The organism is Arthrobacter sp. E44 (genome assembly GCF_041877125.1).
Taxonomy (GTDB): Bacteria; Actinomycetota; Actinomycetes; order Actinomycetales; family Micrococcaceae; genus Arthrobacter.
This window is the reverse complement of record NZ_JBHDJA010000009.1, coordinates 1-16,655: the sequence shown is the minus strand read 5'-3', so window position 1 is coordinate 16,655 and position 16,655 is coordinate 1. Positions and strand designations below refer to the sequence as shown.

Here is a 16,655-nt window from a genome sequence, read left to right as displayed (position 1 = left end):
TACCTTGCAGCAGCACGCCCGCCGCCTGCTCCCGCGCCCGCCCTGGCCGGGAGCAGAATGTGACGAGGGTAATGTTTTGGCCATGACCTCTTCATCCGCTGCCACCCCGCGCAGCACCACAGACATCCCCGGATCCAGCCCAGCCGGCAACGTCAGGACGGACGATCTTCGTTCAGCCGTAGACCGTTCCTTCGATCGGACTTTGGCACGGCTCAAGGAGCTTGTCGCTATCCCCGGAATCGCATGGCCCAGCTTCGACCGCGCCCCCCTGGAACGCAGCGCCGAGGCCGTCGCGGAACTTGTCCGGGGCGCCGGCCTTGGCGAAGTCCAGGTGCTGTCCGTGAACAAGGCAGACGGCACACCCGGTGGCCCGGCCGTCGTCGCCCGCCGTCCTGCCGGGGACGGAAAGCCGACTGTCCTGCTGTATGCCCACCACGATGTCCAGCCGGTGGGCGACGAATCGCTGTGGGAAACGGAGCCGTTCACTGCCGTTGAAAAGGGCGGCCGGCTGTTCGGCCGGGGCGCTGCCGATGACAAAGCCGGCATCATGACGCACGTTGCTGCCTACGCAGCCGTCTCCGAGGTCCTGGCCGACTCCCTGGATCTTGGCGTGACCTTCTTTATTGAGGGGGAGGAAGAAGCGGGGTCGCCTACGTTCCGTTCATTCCTGGAGGCCAATCGCGAACTGCTGCGTGCCGACGTCATCGTGGTGGCCGACTCAAGCAACTGGAAAGTAGGGGTACCTGCCCTGACCACCAGCCTGCGTGGATTGGTGGACGGCACTATTGAAGTGCAGGTCCTGGAACACGCAGTGCACTCCGGTATGTACGGGGGCCCGGTCCTGGATGCGCCCACGCTGCTGTCGCGCCTGATCGCCACGCTTCACGATGCCGACGGGAACGTGGCCATCGAGGGCCTGGTGGCAACCGACACGGCTGCGGTGGAGATGCCGGAGGCGGACTACCGCGCGGATGCCTCGGTGCTTGACGGGGTCCGGCTGGCCGGGTCCGGAAGCATCGCTTCCCGGCTGTGGACCAAGCCGGCCCTGTCGATCATCGGTTTCGACGCGCCCGCCGTGGATGTGGCCTCCAACACCCTCCTTCCGCGCGCGCGGGCCAAGTTCAGCCTGCGTCTGGCGCCCGGGCAGGTTCCGGCGGACGCCATGGATGCAGTTCGCCGCCACGTGGAGGCCAACGCGCCCTTCGGCGCAAAGGTTGTCTTCACTCCGGGGGAGGCCGGGAACCCGTTCCGGACGGACACCTCCTCCGCCGCTGCCTCCGTGGCCATGTGGGCCCTGGGGGAGGCGTGGGGCGTTCCTGCCGTGGAAACCGGCATCGGCGGTTCCATCCCCTTCATTGCGGACTTGACGGACCTGTATCCTGCAGCGCAGATCCTGGTAACGGGGGTGGAGGACCCTGATTCGAGGGCCCACAGTGCCAACGAATCCCTGCATATCGGTGACTTCCGCAACGCCATCGTTGCCGAAGCCCTCATGCTTGCAAGGTTGAACGGTGAGGGCCTTCCGGGGGCCGAATGACGGTCCTTTGCCGTGAAGTGGACCGGACGGGCTTCCAGGGAACAACCGGACCGCTTTGACGGTTACGACAGGAGTTAGAGCTACAGGACTGCCGCGCGTAGCATGTAGCTATAGCCCATACCGTAACCGTAGGGGCAGGCGCCGTTTCGGCGACGCCGCCAGACCGTCCTAAGAAGGTAGGCCAATGAGCACCGCAACCAACGAAAACAGCACCGCCACCACCGTGGCCAGCGATGAACTGCCCGTTCACGAGGTCAACCTGACCGACGTCGCTGCAGGCAAGGTACGCAGCCTCCTTGAGCAGGAAGGCCGCACGGACCTGCGGCTGCGCGTAGCCGTACAGCCCGGCGGGTGCTCAGGGCTGATTTACCAGCTCTACTTCGACGAACGGCTCCTTGATGGTGACGCCGTGCGCGACTTCGACGGAGTCGAGGTCGTCGTGGACAAAATGAGCGTGCCGTACCTGAGCGGCGCCAGCATCGACTTCGAAGACACCATCTCGAAGCAGGGTTTCACCATCGACAACCCGAACGCCGGAGGCTCCTGCGCCTGCGGTGATTCATTCCACTAAGCCGGTTATTTCGCCTGATGTCCGCGCCGGGTTCCCTGCCGTCCAAAACGGCACGGGGGCTCGGCGCGGACATGTGGGCGAAACGCCCGGCGGAGCGGTAAGCTCTACACCGAGTAGTAAAACTTTTTTGTGCCCGGAGCGCCTTTCTGGCTGCCCGGACAACAGCAACAAGTAGGAAGGGCCGTCTGTGAGTTCGCAGAACCGAACCGGCAGCCGACGCAAAACGATCACCACGATCTCAAGCTTGGCAATTGCCGGCGCGTTGGTTTTGACCGGATGTTCGCCAGAGGTAGAGAAAGGGTGGATGCCCACTGAACGTGGCACCACCAGCAACACCGACCGCATCATGGACCTCTGGGTCAACTCATGGATTGCTGCGCTCGTGGTGGGCACCATTACGTGGGGCCTGATCATCTGGTGCCTGGTTGCCTACCGCCGCCGCAAGGGAACCGTCGGCTTCCCCCGGCAGACCAGCTTCAACCTCCCCCTCGAGGTCTTCTACCTGACCATCCCGATCTTCATGGTCCTGGTGTTCTTCTACTTCACCGACCGTGACCAGCAGGCCATCGATGACCGCTCCCAGCCGGCCGACGTCGTAGTGGACGTCCGCGGCAAGCAGTGGGCATGGGACTTCAACTACAAGTCCGGCGACGTCATTCAGGAAGACCTCCACGAGGCAGGCGTCCAGGCGCACCTCACGGGCAACACCATCGACAAGGAACAGCTTCCCACCCTGTACTTGCCCGTCAACAAGTCCGTTGACCTCGAACTCAATGCCCGCGACGTCATCCACTCCTTCTGGGTTCCTGCCTTCCTCCAGAAGCGCGACATGATCCCGGGCAAGACCAACTACATCCGGTTCACCCCCACTAAAGAGGGCACCTACGACGGTAAGTGTGCCGAACTCTGCGGCGAGTACCACTCCGAAATGCTGTTCCGCGTAAAGGTGGTGTCGGAATCCGAATTCCAGGCCCACATGGACAAGCTCAAGGCTGACGGCAACACCGGCCTGCTCGGTGTGGAGTACGACCGCAACCCGAACCTGAACGAAACCAAGTAAGGGGAGCGACGTGGCTACGTACACCCAATCCGCACCTGCGGGAGTCCTGTCGGCTCCCGTGGTACCCAAATCCAAGGGGCGCATCGTCGTCAACTGGATCACCTCCACTGACCACAAGACCATCGGGTACATGTACCTGATCGCGTCGTTCGTGTTCTTCTGCCTCGGCGGTGTCATGGCGCTGCTGATCCGCGCCGAGCTGTTCGAACCCGGCATGCAGATCCTGCAGACCAAAGAGCAGTACAACCAGCTGTTCACCATGCACGGCACGGTCATGCTGCTGATGTTCGCCACCCCGCTGTTCGCCGGATTCGCCAACGTCATCATGCCGCTGCAGATCGGCGCCCCGGACGTTGCCTTCCCCCGCCTGAACGCGCTGGCATTCTGGTTCTTCCTGTTCGGCTCAACCATCGCGGTGTCCGGCTTCATCACTCCGCAGGGCGCCGCGTCCTTCGGCTGGTTCGCTTACGCACCGCTGTCCAACACCACCTTCACCCCCGGCATCGGCGGTGACCTGTGGGTGTTCGGCCTGGCGCTGTCGGGTTTCGGCACCATCCTGGGTGCGGTCAACTTCATCACCACCATCATCTGCATGCGCGCTCCGGGTATGACCATGTGGCGGATGCCCATCTTCACCTGGAACACCCTGATCACCGCCATCCTGGTGCTCATGGCCTTCCCGCCGCTGGCCGCCGCCCTGTTCGCGCTCGGCGCGGACCGCAAGTTCGGTGCCCACATCTTTGACCCGGAGAACGGCGGCGCTGTCCTGTGGCAGCACCTGTTCTGGTTCTTCGGCCACCCCGAGGTGTACATCATCGCGCTGCCGTTCTTCGGCATCGTCTCGGAGATCTTCCCGGTGTTCAGCCGCAAGCCGATCTTCGGTTACAAGGGCCTGGTCTACGCCACCATCGCCATCGCAGCCCTCTCCGTGACGGTGTGGGCACACCACATGTACGTCACGGGCGCCGTCCTGCTTCCGTTCTTCTCGTTCATGACCATGCTCATCGCAGTGCCTACCGGCGTGAAGTTCTTCAACTGGATCGGCACCATGTGGCGCGGGTCGCTGACGTTCGAGACGCCCATGCTGTGGAGCATCGGCTTCATGATCACCTTCCTCTTCGGTGGCCTGACCGGCATCATCCTGGCTTCCCCGCCCCTGGACTTCCACGTCTCGGACTCCTACTTCGTGGTGGCGCACTTCCACTACGTGGTGTTCGGCACCGTCGTCTTCGCCATGTTCGCCGGGTTCTACTTCTGGTGGCCCAAGTGGACCGGCAAGATGCTCAACGAGCGCCTGGGCAAGATCCACTTCTGGATGCTCTTCCTGGGCTTCCACGGCACCTTCCTGATCCAGCACTGGCTGGGCGTCGAAGGTATGCCCCGCCGCTACGCCGACTACCTCGTGGAGGACAACTTCACGTGGATGAACCAGTTCTCCACCATCGCATCGTTCGTGCTTGGTGCGTCCCTTATCCCGTTCTTCTGGAACGTCTACATCACCTGGCGCAGCGCGGAAAAGGTCCAGGTCGATGATCCGTGGGGCTTTGGTGCTTCGTTGGAATGGGCCACGTCCTGCCCGCCGCCGCGCCACAACTTCACGTCCCTGCCCCGGATCCGTTCGGAGCGTCCCGCCCTGGACCTGCACCACCCGGAACTCCGGCAGGTTCACACCGTTGAGTCGCCGGCTCCCGCAGCAGGGGTGCTCGGCAACGCCGACCAGAAGGACACCGCACAATGAAAATCGAATCCTGGATCTTTGGCTCCGGAGTTTTCTTCTTCGTTCCCGTCGCTCTGGTCTACGGTTTCCTGACCAGCTGGGGTGAATGGGTCGGCATCCTGGGCATCCTCCTCGTTGGTGGGCTGGCAGGCATGATCGGCGCCTACCTCGGCTTCACCGGCCGGCGGGTAGGCCTGCGTCCTGAAGACCGCAGTGATGCTGAAATCCACGAAGGCGCCGGCGAGCAGGGGCACTTCAGCCCCTGGAGCTGGTGGCCCCTCGTGCTGGGCATCGCCTGCGCCACCGGCTTCCTGGGCCTGGCAGTGGGTCCGTGGATCATCTTCATCGCAGCCGGTATTGCCGTTGTGGCACTCGTTGGCTGGGTCTACGAGTACAGCCGCGGAGACCACGCGCACTAGGCAAGAAAAAGAATAACGACGTCGGGCCCCACCGAAAGGTGGGGCCCGACGTCGTTAACTATCTCCAAGCGGCTCAGGCGGCTCCCTGCGACTCCAACAGGCCCCGGAGGTCCCGGAGGGCTTCCTCGGCCTTTTGCCGGCCCAAAGCGCCATCCAGGGCCGCCTCATTGACGGCCAGTTCAACGTGGCAGCCCTGCGGGAAGTCGGCAGCCATCACCTGGAGCAGGGAGCGGGCATCCACCTTGTCAGCGCCGGCCTTGCTGATAGTGACCGGCAGTCCGGTATCGGTGACCGCCCGGACAAATATCGCGGCGGAACGTGCGTGCAGGCCCACGGGCGCAGCGACCACGGCCTTCTGTACTGGCAAAGCGACTCCTACGTCACGCGACGGCCCCATCCGTCTGTCCGGCAAAATTTCCTGACCAAATATATCCGGCGGCCGGCGCTGTGCGCGACAGCGACCGAGAGTGGTACAGCAGGTGGTCTAGCCCGTCCTAAAATTGAGTGCAAACCCAACGGCAGGAGAAACATCATGGCAGCTGGCGCCACGGCAATAGCGGGGGAGATAGACCGCACCAGCGGAACCGCCATCTACGTTCAACTACGCGAGATCCTTCGGACCTATATTGCAGAGTCCTGCCCCCCGGGCTCGGCGCTTCCCTCGGAACGTGACCTTGCCGAGCGGTTTGGGCTGGCCCGGATGACCGTGCGACAGGCCATCGATGCCCTGGTGGGGGAGGAGGTCATCGAGCGTGTGGTCGGTTTGGGGACCTTTGTCCGGCGCCCGAAGCTGGACCTCCAAGTGAAGCTCACGTCCTATAGCGAGGAGATGCAGCGGCGCGGCATGGTTCCTGCAGCCAAGGTGCTGAGCTTCGAGCAGATCGGTGCCAGCGCCTTCCTGGCGCGCGAGCTCCAGCTTGATGAGGGCACTCCGCTGGTCCGGTTCCGCCGGCTTCTCCTGGCGGACGGGGAACCGATGAGCGTGGACGAAAACTTCATCCCGGCGCACCGGGTCCCAGGGCTGCTCGACGGCGAGCCGCCCACCTCGCTGTATAACGTCCTCAGCGAGCAGTTCGGCCTGGTCATGGAGTGGGGGGAGGACATGATCGAGGCCACGGCGGCGTCACCCTCCACTGCCAGGCTGCTCAACGTGGAAGTGGGGGCGCCCCTGTTGAAGATCCAGCGGCATGCGTTCGTGGCAAGGGCCATGGTGGACTACTCCGTCTCGTACTACCGGGCGGACCGGTACAAGCTCTGGGTGCCCCTCCAGCGACCCGGAGCACGGAGAGCCCGCAACCACTAGGCACGCCACTTTTGGCGCTGGTGAACGGGCCTGGAGGTACTTGCAGTCACGTGTTAAGCAGGAAAGGCCCGATCCATAACGGATCGGGCCTTTCCTTTGGGTTCTGAAGCTAGTGCGTGAGGCTCTTGCTTCCTTCTGCCGCTTCAACAGCCTCGTGGCCGTGGCCGTGGGCTGCCTCCAGCTCAGCAGGCGTTGCCGGAGCGACGCGGTCTTCAAAGAACCAGCGCGAAAGGAACGCGCGGCGCTTTTCCTTGCTGGTGACTACGCCGTGCTCGTTGGGAATGGCCGGAATCACCTGGGGTGATTCGAAACCAACCAGCTTGTAGCGCTTGTACTCATCCAGCGGGGCGTGGACCTCGATGAACTCACCGTGCGGAAGCCGGACGATGCGGCCTGTCTCCCGACCATGAAGGGCGATCTCCCGGTCCTTGCGCTGCAGCGCAAGTGCTACGCGCTTGGCGACGATGAAGCCAATGATGGGGCCGATGAAGAACAGAGCACGAAGCCAGTAGGTGACATCGTTCAGCGACACGTGGAAGTGCGTGGCGATGAGGTCGGAACCTGCAGCAGCCCACATGACGCAGTACCAGATGAACCCTGCTACGCCGATTGCCGTGCGGGTGGGGGCGTTGCGCGGACGGTCCAGCACGTGGTGTTCACGGTCATCCTTGGTGATCCACCGTTCGATCCACGGGTAGGTGAACATCACGGTGAACAGGATGCCGGCCGGCACCAGGGCGGGCAGCAGAACGTTGAAGGTGAACACGTGGCCGAACCAGACCTGCTCCACGTGCCAGTTGCCGAGCGTGCCCGGCATGAGCCGGAGCGCGCCATCAACGAAGCCGATGTACCAGTCGGGCTGCGTACCGGCGGACACGGGGGACGGGTCGTAGGGACCGTAGTTCCAGATCGGGTTGATGGTGAAGAATGCGGCCATCAGTGCGATCACACCGAAGACGATGAAGAAGAAGCCACCGGCCTTCGCTGCGTAGACAGGCCCGAGGGGGTAACCCACAACGTTGTTGTCGTTACGGCCGGGGCCAGGGTACTGGGTGTGCTTGTGGACCACCACCATGAACAGGTGGAGGACGATCATCAGCAGGATCAGGGCAGGCACCAGCAGGATGTGCAGCATGTAGAGGCGGCTGATGATGGCGGTACCGGGGAACTCGCCACCGAACAGGAAGAACGAGATGTACGTTCCGATGACCGGGATCGACTTGATGACGCCATCGATAATCCGGAGGCCGTTACCGGACAGCAGGTCGTCGGGGAGCGAGTAGCCGGTGAATCCGGCTGCCATGGCCAGGATCAGCAGTACGCTGCCGACTACCCAGTTCATCTCACGCGGGCGGCGGAACGCGCCGGTGAAGAAAACACGCAGCATGTGGACCGCAATGGACGCCACGAACAGCAGGGCCGCCCAGTGGTGCACCTGGCGCATGAAAAGGCCGCCGCGGATATCGAAGGAGATGTTCAGCGACGAGCTGTACGCCACCGACATTTCCACGCCCTTCAGAGGAACGTAGGAACCGTCGTAGTGGGTCTCCGCCATGGACGGATCGAAGAAGAACGTCAGGAAGGTGCCCGAAAGCAGCAGGATGACGAAGGAGTACAGGGCGACTTCACCGAACATGAACGACCAGTGGTCGGGGAAGACCTTGCGGCCGAATTCGCGAAGGATGCCAGAGCCGCCCACGCGGGAGTCAACGAAGTCGGTAAACCGGCCTGTCTTTGTTTTAGCGACGAAAGCGGGTTCAGCTGTTGATGTTGCGCTCATGCTCATCACGCTCCCAGTAACTTGGTCCTACGGGTTCATGGAAGTCGCTGGTAGCGACGAGGTAGCCCTCGTCATCAACTGCAATCGGCAGCTGGGGGAGAGGACGGCTGGCGGGGCCAAAGATCACCTTGCACTCTTGCGTGAGGTCGAAGGTGGACTGGTGGCACGGGCACAGAAGGTGGTGCGTCTGCTGCTCGTAGAGGGCAACGGGGCAACCGACGTGGGTGCAGATCTTGGAGTAGGCGACGATTCCGTTGTAGCCCCAGTCTTCGCGGCCCTTGGAGGGGTTCAGCGATGCTGGATCGAGGCGCATAAGCAGGACAACGGCCTTGGCCTTCTCGTTGAGCTTGCCTTCCTCAAGTTCGTTCAGCCCCTCCGGGATAACGTGGAAGGCGGAACCGATGGTGACATCCGCGGCCCTGATGGGAGTGCCATCGGGGTCCCGGGTAAGCCGCTTGAGCTTTCCGTCCTGGGGAGCCCACATGGTGTGTGCGAGCTTGTCGTCAGGCCGTGGCCCAAGGTCGCCGAAGATGGCCACAGCGGGAAGCGGAGCCAGCGCGACGGCACCCAGAAGGGTGTTGCGGATCAGCGGACGGCGCTTGATGCCGGTCTCTTCCACGATGTCGTCAACGATGCGGACGGCAGCCTGGCGGTCCTCCTCGTAACGGATCGCATGGCGTTCCTCGGAGACCTCGTGATCGGGCATAAGGGCCTTGGCCCAGTGCACGATGCCGGTACCGATACCCAACATTGCGAAGGCAGTGCCGACGCCGAGCAGGGCATTCTGGAGCCGGATAGTGGCAATGCTGGAGTCATGACCAAGATCGATGGCGAAGTACGCCACCAGGAAGATCAGGGTTCCAACAACAGAAATGCCAAATAGTAAGGCGACCTGCCGTTCTGCCCGCTTTGCGGCCTTCGGGTCCGTGTCAGCCAGGCGCAAACGATGCGGGGGAATTCCAGGATCCTGGAACCTCTCCACCTCATTCTGACCAGCCGTAGCTACGGTGCCCGAGTGGTTCGGACTGCCGTCACTATGGTTGCCCATAATTCGCCTCATCCTTCTCTCGTCCCGGCGGTTGCCGGGTTAGTTTCTAATATCAAGCTGCTGACTGGGCAGCAGAAGTGTGTTTTTCCTGCCGAAACTCAGGAAGTCCTTGAGGTCAGCCAGATGGTGAAGGCGATGATGACGCCGAGGCCGGCGACCCAGACAAACAGGCCTTCAGCAACCGGGCCAAGGGAGCCCAGGTTGGCGCCGCCCGGCGAACCGGTGGTCTCGATCTGCTTCAGGAAGGTGATGATGTCCTTCTTGCCCTCAGGGGAGATGTTGGCATCGTTGAACACGGGCATGTTCTGCGGGCCCGTGGCCATGGCTTCGTAGATGTGCTTGCCGCTGACATCGGCCAGGGCGGGAGCAAACTTGCCCCGGGTCAGGGCGCCACCGGCTGCTGCGGCGTTATGGCACATGGCGCAGTTGGTACGGAAGAGCTCGCCACCGGCGGCCGCGTCACCGCCACCGTTTGTCAGCTCTTCTGAAGGGATTGCCGGGCCGGCTCCCAGGGAAGCAACGTAGGCTGCAAGCTGGTGGGTCTGCTCGTCGTTGAACTGGACAGGCTTCTTCATGGCCTGGGGACCGTTCATCTGCATCGGCATGCGGCCGGTACCCACCTGGAAGTCAACAGCGGCGGCACCGACGCCGACCAGCGACGGACCGTCCTTGGATCCACTGGCACCCATGCCGTGGCAGGTGGCGCAGTTGGCGGCGAAGAGCTTGCCGCCTTCCTCCACGTCGCTTGCGCTTGCGGTGGTGGTGCTCGCCTTGGCCTCATTCATCGAGGTTGCTACGGCGTACAGCCCACCCGTAATGAGGAGCCCCATCAGAAGCAGCGCGATTGCTGCAAGTGGGTGACGCCGCTTTTGGGAGAGTGCCTTCACGTGGTGGTTCCTTTATTCGATCCTGCGCCGGCTCCGGGAGCCGCTACCTGAAATTCTGCCTCTTGTAGAAAAAGAATCAAAGCTGGCTACTTGAGTACGTAGATGACCAGGAAGAGGCCGATCCACACGACGTCCACGAAGTGCCAGTAGTAAGAGGTGACGATTGCGGACGTTGCTTCGAAATGTCCGAACTTCTTCGCAGCGAAGGACCGGCCCATGATGAGCAGGAAGGCAATCAGGCCGCCGATGACGTGGAGGCCGTGGAAGCCGGTGGTCATGTAGAACGCTGAGCCGTAGGCGTTGGAGGAGAGCGAGACGTGCTCGGAGACCAGCATCGCGTATTCGGTGGTCTGGCCGGCGACGAAGAACGCGCCCATGAGGAAGGTCAGGGTGAACCATTCGTTCATTCCCCAGCGGGCGAACTGCAGCACGCCACCGGAACGCCGGGGCTGCAGCCGCTCTGCGGCGAAGACGCCCATCTGGCAAGTAAAGGAACTGGCCACGAGGACGATCGTGTTGACGAGCGCAAAGGGGAAGTTGAGCTTGGCTGTCTCTTCCGCCCACATCTGCCCGCTGGTGGAGCGCAGAGTGAAGTACATGGCGAAGAGACCGGCGAAGAACATCAACTCGCTGGACAGCCACACAACGGTTCCGACAGAAACCATGTTGGGGCGGTTCAGCGTTGGGTGCGCCGGGGTACTGGGGGCATGGGTCGCAGATGTCACATAGACATTATGTCTGTAAAAGTCCGTGCTGCCCAACGCAAACCGCCTTTTCGGAGGACTTTTTCTACAAAGACGCGAAATTGGCCGGAAAAGTTCCCGGCACCGTTCACATTGGTCAGCGCCTGCCATCCCTCGATAGCATCAGCAGGTGACTTCACTGGCATCCGCAGCGTCCGGCAACACTTGGCCCCGCCTGATCTCCGCCCTTATCAAGGGGTCCGACCTCTCGGCGGAGAGCACCTCCTGGGCCATGGACACCATCATGTCCGGTGAAGCCACGCCTGCGCAGATCGCTGGATTCCTGGTGGCCCTCAGCGCCAAGGGTGAAACCGTGGATGAGCTTTCCGGCCTGGTCGAAGCGATGCTTTCCCATGCCAACCCGGTGGCAATCTCCGGCGAAAAGCTCGACATCGTCGGGACGGGTGGTGACCAACTTAACACCGTCAACATCTCCACCATGGCCGCGCTCGTCGCTGCCGGCGCCTGTGCAAAGGTGGTGAAGCACGGCAACCGGGCCGCGTCGTCGTCGTCCGGTTCTGCCGACGTGCTCGAAGCGCTGGGTGTCCGCCTTGATCTGTCCATTGCGCAGGTGGCGCGGAACGCTGAAGAGGCGGGGATCACGTTCTGTTTTGCCCAGGTGTTCCACCCCTCGTTCCGTCACACGGCCGTACCCCGCCGCGAGCTGGCAATACCTACGGCATTCAACTTCCTGGGGCCGTTGACCAACCCCGCGAACGTTCAGGCCTCGGCCGTCGGCGTCGCCAACGAGAGGATGGCGCCGCTCGTCGCGGGAGTCCTGGCCCGGCGGGGGAGCAGGGGGCTGGTGTTCCGTGGCAACGACGGGCTGGATGAGCTGACCACCACCGGTCCTTCCACGGTCTGGGAGATCCGGAATGGCGTCGTCACCGAGCTCCATTTCTCGCCCGAGGACCTCGGCATCAGCCTGGCTACCGTTGAACAGCTCCGCGGCGGCGATGCAGCTGCCAACGCGGGAGTCGTGCGGGACGTGCTTGCCGGCCAGGAGGGTCCTGCCAGGGACGCAGTGTTGGTGAATGCTGCGGCCGGCCTGGTTGCGTTCGACCTGGAAGCGGAGGGCCCGTTCCTGGACCGTATGCAGAAGGCGTTCGCCCGCGCAGCACAGTCCATTGATTCCGGTGCCGCCGCCGCCGTGCTGGACCGTTGGGTATCCCTGTCCCGCGCCTAGGGCGGCCAGGGCCTACTGTTCGAAGCCCAGGGAAAAGGCGGCGTCCAGATCGTGCTGCGAGTAGGCCCGGAACGCGATGTGAGTGGTGGTATGGACCACGGCGGGAACTTTGGAGAGGCGGTCGGCGATGACGTCCGCCAGATCCTCGTGCCGGTGCACGCGCGCCACCGCTATGAGGTCCCATTCCCCGGTGACCGAGTAAACCTCGCTGATGCCTTCGATGGCGGAGATCTCCTCCGCCGTCTCGGGAATGCGGGCGGCGTCAGTCTTGATCAGAACAAATGCGGTAACCACGTTTGTACCCCTTCAATCAGTTCCGCCGCGGCAGGGCCCGGCAGGTTTCTTCTCTGCTGCCAGCCTATTACACGGTCGGCGTTTCCCCGGCTGCCGCGTCCTGTACTTATCGACTGCGGAGCTTTCCAGCGCCGGTGATCAGCAGGCGGTAGCCCACCAGGAAAACGGCAAGCGCCAGCGTGGCCACGATGACGAAGGGAATCACGACTGTTTGGCCAGTGAGGGCGCGCAGGACCATGCCCCCTGCCAGGCTGCCCAGCCAGACGGGAACACCTGCCCCCAGGACGGATAAGGGTCTCCGCCATACCCTGGCAGCTGCCCAGCCCGCGGCTGCGCCGGCGAGGAAGGGCCATGCGGTGAGGAGCACGCCGAGGACCGGCTCCTCACGGTGGTGCGCGTCCCGGCCTATCGCGGCGAATGCGAGAATCAACACGATGTCAGCTGCTGCCGCCGCCAGGACTACTCTCGCGGAAGCTGTCTTGGCCGGCTTCGTTTTCAACGAACTCATGGTTTCGAGCTTAGCCGCCTGCAGAGAGGGTTGACGCGGGCATGTACATGCCCGGCGTCGGGATCGGCAGGGGACCGGCATCCTGCCGGCCGTTGCTGTCTGGCGGCGCTTCAACCTTGCGGACCAGCCAGCTTGCCTCCCACCGGAGCTGGTATCCGCCGCTTCCGTCCCACTCAACCAGGACGTCCGTCACGGTATAGGCGACGGCGGTCCCCGGGTGGGCCCGAACCGTGACCGGTGCGGGCTTCAGGAGGATGATGGGCCGTCCGGGTGCCTGCCGCAGCGCGTCCTCACGCATCAATGAACGGCACGCGTGGCAGGTGCTGACCGAATGTGTGCACGCTTGGGGTCGGGGAAGTTCCTGCATGGAGGCGTCCTTGTGAATGGAAGGAGGATGGTGCGCGGTCGCCGTCTGCATGAACAAGAGAGCCGCCCCGGGGGACCGCTCCATCGCGCTGGCGGAGGACCGGCCGGCCTGCCGCCATGTCCAAAAGGTTAGGACGCCCGGCTGTAGCGCGCATGGGGAGGAACTACCCAACTTCCATGCGGGGGCTCCCCGTTTTGAGCGGCGTAGGGGATAGGGATGCAGTAGGGTCACAGCAGGAACCAAGGAGCCCAGCACTACTGGAGACACAGTGAACAAAGCCTTGTGGATATGCAGCCTGGTTGGTGCGGCCTTGGGCATCAGCCTTGGCCTGGCAATGTTTCAGTCGCCGTTCTGGGGCTTTGCATTGGGACTGGGACTTGGAGCCGTGGTGGGCGCTTCGATCCGGCGGCGTCACTGACAAGTATCAAAACCGGCCCGTTGGCCGGCCAGTCCCACCAGCCCACCAGCTATCCAGCCGAACAGACTTGATAGCCGTGGCAGGAGGGGGATGCATGTCTCAGCCAGAGGCCAAGCCATCGGACTGCTTCATCAACTTTACTGGCATCCCTGCGGATCAAATGTGAGCGTATTCGCCACGAAAGCCTGCGTCGTGCAAGTCCTCCGCTAGAACACGGAATGTCTACCTTTGCTGCCAAGGCTTTCCCTGTTGGTCTAGTTCGTGCCAGCATTTGCACAACTGCTCGGGGAGGAGTGCGATGACGGGTCGAAAGCAGAAAGCCTTCGTTTTGGTAGTCACAGCGATGTTGGTTGTTGGCATTGCCGTCTGGATCCAGGTTGCAACGGGCTCCCCGGCTGTGACGGCGGTGGGTTTCGCGTTAGCTGGGCTTCTTGGGTCCTACTTTGGTTGGCGATGGTCTCGAAAGAAGTCTGCTGAAGTTGAGGGTTATCGTCAGGAGCTCATTGGGAAGAGACCGATTGAGGATCTGCGCTCAGACAGGCGAGAAGACCTTGATGAGTGAGAGTTAGATGTCACTGTCGAAGTGTTCGCAAGGACGCTTCAAGGCCCGGTTCTTAGGTTGACGTAGCGGGACCAGGCGTCGCCTGCCGCGTCGGCGTGGAGGAAGGCTACTTGGTGGCTGTATCCGAGTGCGTCGGCGACCAGTGGCGGTGGTGAGACTAAAAGGTGTTCGTCGAGGGCCGTGTTTCGTGCGCCGCGCAGGTCGATGCCCAGGCTTCGGAGCCTATCCATGATGCCGTTTGGGTGAAGTGGTTGTCCGGCCCGGGTCCCCGGGAAGAGCCAGGGGTGTTAGCGGCCATGAAAAACTGCCCATAGGCGGCCACGAAAGTGCCCGCTGGCGGCCAGCAGAACTGCCCGCCGGTGGCCATGAGATCTGCCCACTTCCTTACTTGTTCCTGCCGCGTCTTTAAGCGGTGGGGGCCTCTCCCTGCGGTTTGATGACGGTGTCTAAGCGCACCAAAAGCGAACCAGGAAGAGGCCCTGTATGAAGTCTGACGGAGAAATCATGGAAATTCTTGCTGCCTACGATCTGACCGGATCGTTGCGCGCCACCGCGGAGCTCACGGGCTGCTCGCACCACACCGTTGCTAAACACGTCACCGCCCGTGACGCGGGCCGGCCGATCGGGGAACCCGCGGCCCGCGGCCGGGTCACCGACGCGTTCCTGCCCAAGATCGAGGAATGGATCGAAGCCTCCAAGGGCCGGATCCGGGCCGACAAGGCCCACGAAAAGCTCCTCGCTCTGGGCTACACCGGTTCGGAACGGTCTACCCGCCGGGCGATCGCGCAGGTCAAAGCCGCGTGGCGGCTGGGCCACACCCGCGTCCACCGGCCGTGGATCACAGAACCGGGGATGTGGTTGCAGTACGACTTCGGCGACGGGCCCCGGATCGGCGGGGTGAAGACCATCCTTTTCGTGGCCTGGCTGGCGTTCTCACGCTTCCGCATCGTGATCCCGCTCAGGGACAGGACCGCGCCGAGCGTGTTCGCGGCCCTGGACCGGTGCTTCCGGATCCTCGGAGGGGCGCCGACCTATGTCCTCACGGACAACGAGAAGACCGTCACCACCGCCCACGTCGCCGGGGTCCCGGTGCGCAACCAGCAGACCCTGGACTTCGCCCGGCACTACGGGGTGACCGTGCTGACCTGCCAACCGGCGGACCCGGCCACCAAAGGCGGAGTCGAAGCGTCCGTGAAACTCGCCAAGGCCGACCTCGTGCCCAAAGACACCAACCTCCGCGATGACTACCGCACCTTCGCCGAGCTCGAGGCCGCCTGCACGGCGTTCATGGACGAGGTCAATCACCGTGAGCACCGGACGACGCGGCGGAAACCCGCGGCCATGCTCGCCGAGGAAGCCCCGCGGCTGCACCGGATCCCGGACACCGCCCACACGGTCGCGTTCGGCCTGGCCCGCGGCGTTCCGGAGAACACCCCAATGGTCACCTTCGAAAACGCCCAGTACTCCGTCCCGGCCCACCTGCTCGGAGCCCGGGTGTTCGTCCGCACCCACGGCACCGGGCCCGGCGAGCAGGTCATCATCGTCCACCACGGCACGACCGGGCCCGTCGAAGTCGCCCGCCACGAACGGGCACGGCCCGGCAGCCCCGCCATCAACGACGAACACTTCCCCGGAACCCGGGCGAAGCTCCCCGGCGACTACGAGGTGAGGGCCCGCAGCGCGGACGAGGCCGCGTTCCTGGCCATCGGCGAAGGCGCCAGAACCTGGCTCGTCGAGGCCGCCGCGGCCGGGACCGCAAGGATGAACGTGAAAATGGCCGAAGCCGTTACGCTGGCCAAAATCGCCGGCACTGATCAGGTCGACCGGGCCCTGGGCGACGCCGCCCTGCACGGCCGGTTCGCGCACCCGGACCTCGCCTCGATCTTGAACGCCAACATCCGCCGCACTACCACCCACGCCGCCAACGAAGCCACCTCCCTCACCCAAGGAACAGGGGCGTGGGCCGCGATCGGCAACCCCGCAACCATCACCACGCCGGAGGAGGCCCGATGAGCCCCGTCACCACGACCAATACCGTGGCTCCGCCGCTACCGGCGGACCTGGAGGCCCTGATGCGGTCCCTGAAAATGCCCCACGCCCGGGCGCTGGCCCCGGACCTGATCGCGACCGCCCGCGCCCAGCGGTGGGAACCGGCCGAGGTCATCAAGGCCCTCTTCACGGAGGAAGCCGCCGGCCGGGCCCGGTCCATGCTCGCTTCCCGCCGCAAAGCAGCCGGGTTCCCGACCGGGAAGACC

17 protein-coding genes and 1 pseudogene are annotated in these 16,655 nt (G+C 63.6%); 9 read left to right on the top strand and 9 right to left on the bottom strand.

Features of this window, described 5'->3' with window-relative positions; genetic code table 11:
- Nucleotides 1-82 precede the first annotated feature (82 nt).
- The 5 genes from ACETK3_RS09725 (at nt 83) to ACETK3_RS09705 (ending at nt 5,304) form a co-directional block, all read left to right on the top strand.
- A complete protein-coding gene (locus tag ACETK3_RS09725) occupies nt 83-1,537 on the top strand; it encodes a dipeptidase (protein WP_237428202.1) in 1,455 nt (484 codons plus the stop codon).
- Nucleotides 1,538-1,721: 184 nt separating this feature from the next.
- Nucleotides 1,722-2,108: an iron-sulfur cluster assembly accessory protein gene (locus ACETK3_RS09720; RefSeq protein ID WP_236798415.1), complete on the top strand. Its 387-nt coding sequence runs from the start codon at nt 1,722-1,724 to the stop codon at nt 2,106-2,108.
- Between the two features lie 187 nt (nt 2,109-2,295).
- Nucleotides 2,296-3,168 (top strand): cytochrome c oxidase subunit II, encoded by an 873-nt coding sequence (gene coxB / locus ACETK3_RS09715; protein WP_236798414.1) that lies wholly within the window; start codon nt 2,296-2,298, stop codon nt 3,166-3,168.
- A 10-nt stretch (nt 3,169-3,178) separates the two neighbouring features.
- Nucleotides 3,179-4,906: a cytochrome c oxidase subunit I gene (gene ctaD / locus ACETK3_RS09710; RefSeq protein ID WP_236798413.1), complete on the top strand. Its 1,728-nt coding sequence runs from the start codon at nt 3,179-3,181 to the stop codon at nt 4,904-4,906.
- Nucleotides 4,903-5,304, top strand: a complete 402-nt coding sequence (locus tag ACETK3_RS09705) for a cytochrome c oxidase subunit 4 (RefSeq protein WP_236798412.1) — start codon at nt 4,903-4,905, stop codon at nt 5,302-5,304. Before ctaD ends, ACETK3_RS09705 begins: the two co-directional genes overlap by 4 nt.
- Nucleotides 5,305-5,377: 73 nt before the next feature.
- Here ACETK3_RS09705 and ACETK3_RS09700 read toward each other — a convergent pair whose 3' ends face one another.
- The gene (locus tag ACETK3_RS09700) at nt 5,378-5,671 is read right to left on the bottom strand and encodes an HPr family phosphocarrier protein (RefSeq protein ID WP_237428201.1); all 294 of its coding nucleotides are present in this window, start codon (nt 5,669-5,671) and stop codon (nt 5,378-5,380) included.
- Nucleotides 5,672-5,836: 165 nt separating this feature from the next.
- Between ACETK3_RS09700 and ACETK3_RS09695 the strand changes: the two genes are divergently transcribed.
- Nucleotides 5,837-6,607, top strand: a complete 771-nt coding sequence (locus ACETK3_RS09695) for a GntR family transcriptional regulator (RefSeq protein ID WP_237428200.1) — start codon at nt 5,837-5,839, stop codon at nt 6,605-6,607.
- A 109-nt stretch (nt 6,608-6,716) separates the two neighbouring features.
- Here ACETK3_RS09695 and ACETK3_RS09690 read toward each other — a convergent pair whose 3' ends face one another.
- The 4 genes from ACETK3_RS09690 to ACETK3_RS09675 all read right to left on the bottom strand — a co-directional run bounded on the left by ACETK3_RS09690 (nt 6,717) and on the right by ACETK3_RS09675 (nt 11,083).
- Nucleotides 6,717-8,387, bottom strand: a complete 1,671-nt coding sequence (locus ACETK3_RS09690; RefSeq protein ID WP_236798409.1) for a ubiquinol-cytochrome c reductase cytochrome b subunit — start codon at nt 8,385-8,387, stop codon at nt 6,717-6,719.
- A complete protein-coding gene (locus ACETK3_RS09685; RefSeq protein WP_236798408.1) occupies nt 8,365-9,435 on the bottom strand; it encodes a ubiquinol-cytochrome c reductase iron-sulfur subunit in 1,071 nt (356 codons plus the stop codon). The genes ACETK3_RS09690 and ACETK3_RS09685 overlap by 23 nt, the downstream gene beginning before the upstream one ends.
- Before the next feature lie 98 nt (nt 9,436-9,533).
- Nucleotides 9,534-10,322 carry a cytochrome c gene (locus ACETK3_RS09680; RefSeq protein WP_236798407.1) on the bottom strand — a complete coding sequence of 263 codons (789 nt, stop codon included), beginning with the start codon at nt 10,320-10,322 and terminating at the stop codon, nt 9,534-9,536.
- Nucleotides 10,323-10,408: 86 nt separating this feature from the next.
- Entirely contained in the window at nt 10,409-11,083 is a 675-nt protein-coding gene (locus tag ACETK3_RS09675; protein ID WP_306969060.1) for a heme-copper oxidase subunit III, read from the bottom strand.
- A 112-nt stretch (nt 11,084-11,195) separates the two neighbouring features.
- Between ACETK3_RS09675 and trpD the strand changes: the two genes are divergently transcribed.
- Nucleotides 11,196-12,251, top strand: a complete 1,056-nt coding sequence (trpD, locus tag ACETK3_RS09670; RefSeq protein ID WP_237428199.1) for an anthranilate phosphoribosyltransferase — start codon at nt 11,196-11,198, stop codon at nt 12,249-12,251.
- Nucleotides 12,252-12,263: 12 nt separating this feature from the next.
- Here the strand turns inward: trpD and ACETK3_RS09665 are convergent, their stop codons facing one another.
- From ACETK3_RS09665 to ACETK3_RS09650, 4 genes are all read right to left on the bottom strand, one after another.
- Entirely contained in the window at nt 12,264-12,545 is a 282-nt protein-coding gene (locus tag ACETK3_RS09665; protein ID WP_043456257.1) for an Lrp/AsnC family transcriptional regulator, read from the bottom strand.
- 106 nt (nt 12,546-12,651) lie between these two features.
- Entirely contained in the window at nt 12,652-13,053 is a 402-nt protein-coding gene (locus ACETK3_RS09660) for a DUF3054 domain-containing protein (protein WP_236798405.1), read from the bottom strand.
- Between the two features lie 10 nt (nt 13,054-13,063).
- Nucleotides 13,064-13,351 carry a hypothetical protein gene (locus ACETK3_RS09655; RefSeq protein WP_237428198.1) on the bottom strand — a complete coding sequence of 96 codons (288 nt, stop codon included), beginning with the start codon at nt 13,349-13,351 and terminating at the stop codon, nt 13,064-13,066.
- 1,087 nt (nt 13,352-14,438) lie between these two features.
- The gene (locus ACETK3_RS09650) at nt 14,439-14,630 is read right to left on the bottom strand and encodes a hypothetical protein (RefSeq protein ID WP_237428197.1); all 192 of its coding nucleotides are present in this window, start codon (nt 14,628-14,630) and stop codon (nt 14,439-14,441) included.
- Between the two features lie 253 nt (nt 14,631-14,883).
- Between ACETK3_RS09650 and istA the strand changes: the two genes are divergently transcribed.
- Together istA and ACETK3_RS09640 are read left to right on the top strand one after the other, a co-directional pair.
- Nucleotides 14,884-16,413, top strand: coding sequence for an IS21 family transposase (istA, locus tag ACETK3_RS09645; protein WP_237428196.1), 1,530 nt, complete (start codon nt 14,884-14,886; stop codon nt 16,411-16,413).
- A pseudogene (locus ACETK3_RS09640) lies at nt 16,410-16,655 on the top strand (ATP-binding protein); the annotation flags it as partial. The gene istA and the pseudogene ACETK3_RS09640, both read left to right, overlap by 4 nt.